This is a genomic window from Gluconacetobacter sp. (genome assembly GCF_047721585.1).
Lineage (GTDB): Bacteria > Pseudomonadota > Alphaproteobacteria > Acetobacterales > Acetobacteraceae > Gluconacetobacter > Gluconacetobacter dulcium.
Window position 1 is genome coordinate 23575 of sequence record NZ_JBDNXE010000043.1, and the last position, 9313, is coordinate 32887.

General features: G+C 66.9%; 6 protein-coding genes. 1 reads left to right on the forward strand and 5 read right to left on the reverse strand.

Annotated elements, in window-relative coordinates; genetic code table 11:
- Positions 1–16: 16 nt before the first annotated feature.
- From ABF821_RS10015 to ABF821_RS10030, 4 genes are all read right to left on the reverse strand, one after another.
- Positions 17–487 (reverse strand): hypothetical protein, encoded by a 471-nt coding sequence (locus ABF821_RS10015; RefSeq protein WP_415529914.1) that lies wholly within the window; start codon positions 485–487, stop codon positions 17–19.
- Positions 484–1296, reverse strand: a complete 813-nt coding sequence (locus tag ABF821_RS10020) for a dienelactone hydrolase family protein (RefSeq protein ID WP_415529915.1) — start codon at positions 1294–1296, stop codon at positions 484–486. Before ABF821_RS10020 ends, ABF821_RS10015 begins: the two co-directional genes overlap by 4 nt.
- A 46-nt stretch (positions 1297–1342) precedes the next feature.
- On the reverse strand, positions 1343–3280 hold the full coding sequence (gene acs, locus ABF821_RS10025) for an acetate--CoA ligase (protein ID WP_415529916.1): 1938 nt from the start codon (positions 3278–3280) through the stop codon (positions 1343–1345).
- 183 nt (positions 3281–3463) lie between these two features.
- A complete protein-coding gene (locus ABF821_RS10030; protein WP_182974114.1) occupies positions 3464–4906 on the reverse strand; it encodes a helix-turn-helix domain-containing protein in 1443 nt (480 codons plus the stop codon).
- A gap of 357 nt (positions 4907–5263) precedes the next feature.
- Between ABF821_RS10030 and ABF821_RS10035 the strand changes: the two genes are divergently transcribed.
- Positions 5264–7474, forward strand: a complete 2211-nt coding sequence (locus tag ABF821_RS10035; RefSeq protein WP_182974115.1) for a malate synthase G — start codon at positions 5264–5266, stop codon at positions 7472–7474.
- Positions 7475–7558: 84 nt separating this feature from the next.
- Here ABF821_RS10035 and ABF821_RS10040 read toward each other — a convergent pair whose 3' ends face one another.
- Positions 7559–9064 (reverse strand): L,D-transpeptidase family protein, encoded by a 1506-nt coding sequence (locus ABF821_RS10040; protein ID WP_415529917.1) that lies wholly within the window; start codon positions 9062–9064, stop codon positions 7559–7561.
- Between the last annotated feature and the right edge of the window lie 249 nt (positions 9065–9313).

Genomic DNA, 9313 nt, shown 5'->3' on the forward strand with positions numbered 1-9313 from the left:
CGACGGGCCGCCCCTCTTAACAGGTCAGAACGCCGCCGATCTCGCGGCACACGCCCCGGGTCGTTCCTTCCCCGTCCCGCATGATCCATCCGCCCGGCCCGGTCGGCGTCACGGTCACGCCTCGGCGCTGCACCGCGATCCGCCGATCGATGTCATTCCGCAATGCCTGCTCGCGCTGCCATTGTTCCGGCGTCGGCGGAGACGACGCGCCACGCTGCCCGCGCGCGGCATCCAGCGCCGCCTGATCGCGCGCAATCGCCTGCTGCTGGCGGGTGCGGGCGGCGAGATCCTGCTGCCTGATCGCCGTCTCCGCCGCAATCTGCCGCCGCGCCCGGTCGGCCGCCGACGCCACGCCCGCCCCCGGCATGAACACGCCCGGCGGAAGGCCCGCGCCGCCAGGATAGGCCTGCGACCATGCCGCCGCTCCCCACGGCATCCCTGCCAGCCCCACGATCAGGGCGGCCAGCCGGGCGGACGACATCCTCACCGTGCCGCCCCCGCGAGATGCGTCGCCAGCCAACCACGCATCAGGGCGTAAGACTGCTCGGCCGCATCGGCATCGTAGCGGCATGGCCCCTTCGGCGTGGTGGCCTCGGTCTCGGTAAAGCAATGCACCGCATGGCCGATCGCCACGAACTGCCAGGCCGCGGGCGTCTGGCTCATCTCCCGCAGAAAGGCCGGAACGTCGGGCATCGTCCACTGATCGTCCGCCCCATTCATCACCAGCACGGACGCCCGGATCCCCCGCGCCAGTGCAGGATCATCGGTCGCCAGATCGCCATGGAACGACACCACCGCGCCCAGCTCGGCCCCGCTGCGCGCCAGGTCCAGCACCGCCGTTCCGCCGAAACAGAACCCGATCGCCGCCAGACGGGAAAGATCGATCGGCGCCGATGCCGCCTGTGCCCGCAATTCGGCCAGCGCCCGCGCCATCCGCGCCCGCAGCAACGCCCGGTCGGCCATCAGCGGCCTGACCGCCGCCTGGGCCTGCGCGTCATCCGCCGGGCGCACCGAGGCACCATAAACGTCCGTCAGCAGGATGACATAACGCTGCCCCGCGATCATCCGCGCCTTGTCGATGGCGATCGCATTCACCCCATGCCAGTTGGGCACCATGACCAGCCCCGGACGATGACCCGGAACCGAATCGTCATAGACCAGCACGCTGTCGAACCGCACGCCATCCTGGGTCCAGGTAACGGGCCGCGTCACCATCCGCGCCATGGCGTCACCCTGTCCGGCGAACAGGGCCGCCGCCATCAGGCACAACAGGCCCGCGAGCCGCCATGGCCGCATCGTCATCCTCCATTGGACGGCGGGCGGGACACCCCCGCCCGCACCATTATTTCGCCGGTCCGACCACCGCGATCAGCCGGTCCACGATCGTCGCGTCGGCCAGCGTCGACAGGTCGCCCAGCCCGTCCAATTCATGGCAGGCAATCTTGCGCAGCAGCCGCCGCACGATCTTGCCTGATCGCGTCTTCGGCAGGTCGGGCACCAGATAGACCCGCTCGGGCACCGCATAGCGCCCGATCCCTTTCGTCACCGCCAGCGACGCGGCGTCGGCCAGGTCCGGCACGGACGCATCGCGCGCCACCACGAACACGACCAGCCCCTGCCCCTTGATATCGTGCGGCACGCCGACCGCCGCGCATTCGACGAAGCGATGGTCGGTCGCCACCACATCCTCGACCTCGGCGGTGCCGATCCGATGGCCCGAGACGTTGATCACGTCGTCGATGCGCCCCGTGATCCAGTAATAGCCATCGGCATCGCGCCGCGCCCCGTCGCCCGAGAAATAATAACCGGGGCTGAAGCTGAAATAGGTCTGGCGGAAGCGTTCATGCCCGCCCCAGATGGTGCGCGCCTGCCCCGGCCAGGAGTGGGCGATGCACAGGCAGCCCTCCCCTTCGCCGTCGATCACCTCGCCCTTGTCCGTCAGCAGCACGGCGTCCACACCCGGCAGCGGCAGGGTGGCGGAGCCCGGCTTCTGCGGCACCGCTCCGGGAATCGGTGCGATCAGGATGCCGCCGGTCTCGGTCTGCCACCAGGTATCGACCACCGGGCAGCGCCCCCGCCCGACCGCCTCATGGAACCAGATCCACGCATCGGGGCTGATCGGCTCGCCCACGCTGCCCAGCAGGCGCAGGCTGTCCAGCGCGTAGCCCTTCACCACCGCGTCGTCGTCACGCATCAGCGAGCGGATGGCCGTCGGCGCAGTATAGAAGGTGGTCACCTTGTGGGTGTCGATCACCTCCCACCACCGCCCCGGCGCGGGATAGGACGGCAGACCCTCGAACAGCAGGATCGTGCCGCCATTGGCCAACGGCCCGTAGACCACATAAGTGTGCCCGGTGATCCAACTGATATCGGCCGTGCACCAGAACACGTCCCCTTCCCGATGGTCGAAGACCATCTCATGGGTGAACGAAGCCCAGACCATATAACCGCCGGTGGAATGAACCATACCCTTCGGCTTGCCGGTGCTGCCCGAGGTATAGAGCAGGAACAGCGGGTCCTCGGCCTCCATGTCGGCAGGCGGGCAGTCCGACGATGCCTGCGCCAGCAGCGGCGCCAGCGCCAGGTCACGGCCCTCCTGCATCGGCAGGTCGATGCCGGTCACCGACAGCACCAGCATATGCCGCACGCCGGGCACGCCGCGCGCCAGCGCCTCGTCCATCACGGTCTTCAACGCGATCCGCTTGGGGCCACGCCGCGCCTCGTCGGCGGTGATGATCGCCACCGCCCCGCTGTCGTTCAACCGGTCGGCCAGTCCCTCGGCCGAAAACCCGCCGAACAGCACCACATGCAGGGCACCGATCCGCGCGCAGGCCAGCATCGCCACCACGCCCTCGATCACCATCGGCAGATGAATCGCCACCCGGTCGCCGCGCTCGACCCCCAGCCCGCGCAGCACGTTGGCCATCCGACACACGCGCTCATGCAGCGCGCGATAGGTCAGGCGCTCGACCTGCGACGCCTCCTGCCCCTGCCAGATCAGGGCGATCTGCTCGCCCCGTTCGGCCAGATGGCGGTCCAGACAGTTGACGCTGGCATTCAGCCTGCCATCCGCGAACCAGCGGATCGACACGTCATCCGCGAAGGACGAGCCCGAGGCCAGGGTGGGCCGCCGCGTCCAGTCCAGGCGCCCGGCCTGATCGAGCCAGAACCGTTCCGGATCGCGCGCGGCGTCGGCGGTCATCTGCCGCAGGTGGGCACCATCAACGCCGGCCTGCGCGGCGAAGGACGGCGGAATCTGGAAAATTTCTTTGTTCGACACTGTATTTTCAATCCGCCTGTCTGACCGGTTCTATTACCGATTTCTTGGTTGGGGGGATGTACATCTTTCAATATAAGAGTTTTATCTCCTTTACACGAGCCCAATTTCAGGCCCGGATGCCCTGGTGCTGAAACATCCGAAGCCCCCGTTGGTTCATGGCCCTCATCGCGGGTTTCCGTTCGCTCATCCGCCACCGCCCGGCCGCTCCGGCGCGGTTTCGAGCGTAAAGGGCAGCGCATCCCGCCGGTTGATATCCAGCGCCAGACGATGATGCAGTGGCGGATGCGCGCGCGACCGGCATTCGGTCCAGTCGCACAGATGGCAGGAAATACCGACGGGAATCGCCGGCGCCTGAAGATTCAACCGGTCGGAATAAACGATTTCCGAGGCGCGGGTGATGTCGCACCCCATGGCGATGGCATGGACCGGTTGCAGGTCGTTCCAGCCGGTCGAAATACCCGACACCGTCCGCGAGAAGCACAGGAACGTCCGCCCGTCGGTAAACTGGGTCACCTGCGCCTGCACCGCGCCGGGGGTGGCGAAACAGGTGTTGGCATTCCATTGCGGGCAGGAATGCCCCTGCCGGGGCACCGGAAAACCGCAGGCGGAGAAACTCTTTGTCATGTTGCCCGCCGGGTCGGTGCGCACGAAAAAGAACGGCACCCCCCGCTCGCCCGGCTTCTGCAAGGTCGAAAGCCGCTGCGCCGCCTGCTGGTACGACACACCAAACCGCGCCGAGAGAATATCCAGATCATAGCGCAGCGCCGTCGCCGCCGCGAGAAACGGCGAATAGGGCATCAGCAGCGCGGCGGCGGCATAATTCACCAGCCCGATCTGGATCACGATGCGGGCATCCTCGGTGCTGGGCGCGATCTCCTGCAACAGCGCCTCGATCACCTCCCGCCCTTCCAGCAGCATCAGTTGAAAGGCAAGCTGGAATCCCCGACTTTCCCGCGGCAGGAGGTCCGACAGCAGCAGCAGCCGACTGTCGGGATCGTAGCGGCGGAACGCCCCGTCCAGCGCGGTGATGCGCACCACGATGCCGTGATGCTGGCGCAACCGGGTCGCGATCATGTGGTTGCTTTCCGAGGGCGCCGCCGCCTCGCCATCGGGCAGGCGGGCCGTCCGCGCCATCTCCGCGCGCACCTGCTCGGCGATCTCTTCAAGGGGGGGGAAATGGTTCAGCCGCTCGTCATACACCAGCCGCGCCTCGTCCTGCGGCAGGATGACCCGCGTGCCCGTCGGCAGCATCAGCCGGGTCGCGTCATGATGGGCCGCGCGAAAGGCCTGATGCAGCGTCAGCACCGCCCGCGCGGCCTCCGGCTGGGCCGCCAGGGCTGCGATTTCCTGCGCCGGCACGCCATGCGCCCCCAGCAGCGGGTCGGAGAGCGCCTGATGCAGCAACCCCTCCATCCGCTGCTCGTCCACGCCCGACAGCGCCTCGATCGAGACATCCAGCGCCCGTGTCAGCTTGATCAGCAGCGACGCCGTCACGCTGCGCTGGTCATGCTCGATCAGGTTGAGATAGCTGGGCGAAATACCCAGCCTGACGGCCAGCGCCTGCTGCGACAGAGACCGTTCGGTCCGAAGCCGGCGGATAATGCGGCCGATGCGGGTCGGGGACATGCTTATTTACCCGTTTTTACAAATATACAGATCAGTATGTAAATGGTTTTACACCATTCATGATTTAACGTCTTCTTTTGTCTGGTATCAGCTTCATGGCTCTCCTTAACTGATCGCACAGGATCATCGAAGAGGAAGGTTCGTCAATGCCCGTCGAATCCATCGCCATCCACAAGGCCGTTCCGCACCGTGCCCGCCACCCCGCCGGCATGGATGCACGCCTTGCCCGGCGCATGATCATGGACAGCCACCGGACCCGGTTCTGAACCCGTCCCCAGCCTGTCCGCTCGACAGACCTGCCACCACATCCATGCCGGACCCGACCCGGTCCGTACCATCCTATCAAGGGGAACCGCCATGTCCCGCCGCACGATTGGTCAGATTCAAGTCGATCACGCCCTCGATGCCTTCGTCACGAACGAGGTCTTGCCCGGCACCGGCATCGCCGCCGACCGCTTCTGGGCCGGCCTGTCCGACATCGTCTCGCAGTTCGCGCCCAAGGTTCTGAGCGCGCTGGCGCGGCGCCGGTTGCTGCAACAGGCCGTGGACCAGTTGCTGACCGCGCCGGGATTCGACGCGGCCGATGTCGAAGGCCAGATCCGCCTGCTGCGGACCACCGGCTATCTGGAACCCCAGCCGACCCATTTCGAGATCACGACCCGCGACGTGGATGCCGAAATCGCCCATGTCGCCGGCCCGCAACTGGTGGTCCCCGTCACCAATGCCCGCTACGCGCTCAACGCCGCCAATGCACGCTGGGGCAGCCTGTACGATGCGTTCTACGGTACGGATGCCGAGCCCTATGGCGCCTCCGGCGCACCGGCGCGCGGCTATGACGAACAGCGCGGCGCGCAGGTCATCCGCCGCGTGCGTGTGCTGCTGGACGAAATCACCCCGCTGGCACAGGGCAGCCACGCCGACGCCACCCGCTATCACATCGCGGACGGGCGGCTGTTCGCGACCCTCGAAGGTGTCGCCGAACCGGTCGAACTGCGCCGCCCCGCCCAGTTCGCCGGCTTCCAGGGCACGGGCGACGCGCCAGAGGCGATCGTGCTGCGCAATCACGGCCTGCATATCGAACTGCGCTTCGACCCAACCGCGCCGATCGGCAGCCGTGACAAGGCCGGCATCGCGGACGTGATCGCGGAATCCGCGCTGACCACCATCATGGATTGCGAGGACAGCGTCTCGGCGGTCGATGTGGAAGACAAGATTCTGGTCTACCGCAACTGGCTGGGCCTGATGAAGGGCACGCTCACGGCCTCCTTCCCCAAGGGCGGCCGGATGGTGGAGCGCCAACTGGCGCCCGACCGCCGCTACACCGCGCCCGACGGCTCGTCGCTGGTGCTGTCGGGGCGCAGCCTGATGCTGGTGCGCAATGTCGGGCACCATATGTTCACCGACGCGGTGACGGACATCACCGGCCACGCCATCCCCGAGGGCGTGCTGGACGCCGCGATCACCGCCGCCATCGCGCTGCACGACCTGCGCGGCAACTCGCCCACCGTCAACAGCCGCACCGGCTCGATCTATATCGTCAAGCCCAAGATGCATGGCGGCGAGGAAGTCGCGCTGTCCAACGCCCTGTTCGACCGCGTGGAGCAGATGCTGGACCTGCCGCCCAACACGATCAAGATGGGCATCATGGACGAAGAGCGGCGCACCAGCGCCAACCTGGCCGCCTGCATCCATGCCGCGCGCAACCGCGTGGTGTTCATCAATACCGGCTTCCTCGACCGCACGGGCGACGAGATCCATTACTGCATGCAGGCCGGCCCGGTGGTCCGCAAGGGCGAGATGCGCGCCGAGCCGTGGATGGGCGCCTACGAACAGCGCAACGTCGCCATCGGCCTGGCCTGCGGCCTGAAAGGCCGCGCGCAGATCGGCAAGGGCATGTGGGCGATGCCCGACCGCATGGCCGACATGATGGAACAGAAGATCGCCCACCCCCGCGCGGGCGCGAACACGGCGTGGGTGCCTTCCCCCACGGCGGCGACATTGCATGCCCTGCACTATCATTTCGTCGATGTCCGTGCCGTGCAGACCCGGCTGGAGGCCACGCAGCCGGCGGCACTGGAATCGCTGCTCACCCTGCCGCTGGCCCGGCAGATCACCTGGTCGGCGGCCGAACGCCGGGCGGAACTGGACAACAACCTGCAAGGCATCCTGGGCTATGTCGTGCGCTGGGTGGATATGGGGATCGGCTGCTCCAAGGTGCCGGACATCAACGATGTCGGCCTGATGGAAGACCGCGCGACCCTGCGCATCTCCTCGCAGCATGTCGCCAACTGGCTGCGCCACGGCGTGATCTCGGAAGAGGACGTGCGCACGTCCATGACGCGCATGGCCGCGATCGTCGATGCGCAGAACCAGGGCGAGGAAGGCTACCGCCCGCTGGCCGAGAACCCCGACGGCCCTGCCTACCGCGCGGCGGCCGAACTGGTCTTCACCGGCGCCACCCAGCCCAACGGCTACACGGAGCCGACCCTGCACCGCTGGCGCCGCGTCGCCAAGGCCCAGGCGGCACAGGGCCAGGGCACACCCGTGCTGGAACGGACGGGCGCCTGAACGGCCCTTTCCGCTCCGCTCCGTCCCGATTGCCCATCGGGACGGGGCTGCCCACCGGTCGGCGACGTCACCAGGGCAGCCGGGTTACCCGCCGATCGTCGGCCGCCGCAACACCATCCGTCCGGTCATGGACGACGGCGGCTCCGACCGATCCAGAGCCGCCAGGAGACGGGTCGTGGACACCGGGCTGCGGTCGGCCTGCGCCGCCGGATGCCGTCTGGCAGGCCGTCTCCTCAATTGTTGCCAGATGCCCGCGTCGCGATCGTAGAAATCCGGAAGAAAGCGCAGAACCCCGTCCGCATCCAGAAACGCCGTCAGATAGACCACGAAGACGGGAACAGGCTCGGGCAGCGCATTGCGCGTGGTCGTTCCCTGCGCGATCGCCTGATCGATCGCGTCGATCGGTTGCCGCATCAGCAGCGCCGCGAAATCGCGGGGTTTCTGTACCCGGATACATCCGTGGCTGATGCGGCGATTATCGCGCCTGAAGAGATTCTGGTCCGGCGTATCGTGCAGGTAGACATCGAACCGGTTCGGCATGTCGAACATGATCAGCCCGAGCCCCGCATCCGGTCCCGGCTTCTGCTCCACCTCGCCATTGGCCAGCATGATCATGCGATTCCGCGCCAGATAGCCGGGGTCGCGGCTGATCTTCGGCAATATCTCCCGCTGCACGATATCGACCGGAACGACCCAGGGCGGATTGTACAGACTGGCGTCGATCATGGCGCGGAATTCGGGGCTCTGGTTCCGCTCCCCATCCTGACCGACGATGACCCGCGTGGAGAATACCGGCCGGTCGGCACGGTACAGGACCAGCCTCTCCTCGGCCACATTGACCACCACCCGATCCGGCGGCATCGCGCGCGGCAACCAGCGTTGGCGTTCCAGATTCACTTCGATGCTGCGCAGACACGTCGCCCCTCCGCCCTTGCGGCCGTCACGGCCGGCGGAAGACTGGCGGCATGCGCGCAATGCCTGTCGCAACGCCCGGTAGGTCGGCGTCGCGGGCGCCAGCGCTTCGATAACCGCCGCCGGATCGGGACTGTCGATGGCGGCATCCAGCCGGGCGGCCACGTCAACCGGTTCGGGGGTCAGCGTCTCATCGTCCCTCCGGCGGTCCACCGGCACGGCGCCACGGGCCAGGGCATCGGCATATGACAGAAAAGCGTCGGACAGTAACAATTCGCGATCCAGCGGCGCTAAATCCGTCTCCCGCCGCAGCAGATCGGCATGAAACATTTCGGGGGCGAGGCCGTTATCCCCCGCACGCAACACCGCATCCAGGAGGGAACGCGCCTCGCCCGATCGCACTGTCCATACGGGCTCGAAATCATGACGCGCGTAGAAACGCCGCAGCAACGCAACATTCACGGGCTCCCCGGCGACTGTCCGTTGCGACGCACCGTCGATCAGATGACCCAGTTCCGTATTGGCATTTTCCGGATTCACCGCGCACGCCGCCAGCATGAATGCCAAGGCGAGCGCACTCATGGAGCGTGAGACCACGCCGCGCGCGGCGTTGCGCGGCCGCGCGACAGCCACGCCCTGCCGCCGACCATCTCTGACCGTATACCAAGCTACCCGCACGTACCATGACTCCCGGATCGACGCGATCACGCAAATAGTAGTTTGACTTTTTGTCAAGAGATGCTTCTAATTACCTGCTATCTTCTGAAATTCCAAATGGAGGGTGCCTGATGTTCGCGGTTTCCGAAACATTGTCCCGTTACAGGCGTCTGCGCGTGGTCGCGCTGATCGCCGCCGCATTGCCTGTGATGCTTCTGGCGGCATGCGCCGAAGACAAGCCCCCGCCGCCGCCCGCCCCGGTCGAGACGC

Bases quoted from the DNA above. Each gene is read 5' to 3' on its own strand.
- ABF821_RS10020 (WP_415529915.1), bottom strand. From the start codon at position 1,296: ATGCGGCCATGGCGGCTCGCGGGCCTGTTGTGCCTGATGGCGGCGGCC.
- ABF821_RS10035 (WP_182974115.1), top strand. From the start codon at position 5,264: ATGTCCCGCCGCACGATTGGTCAGATTCAAGTCGATCACGCCCTCGAT.
- ABF821_RS10030 (WP_182974114.1), bottom strand. From the start codon at position 4,906: ATGTCCCCGACCCGCATCGGCCGCATTATCCGCCGGCTTCGGACCGAA.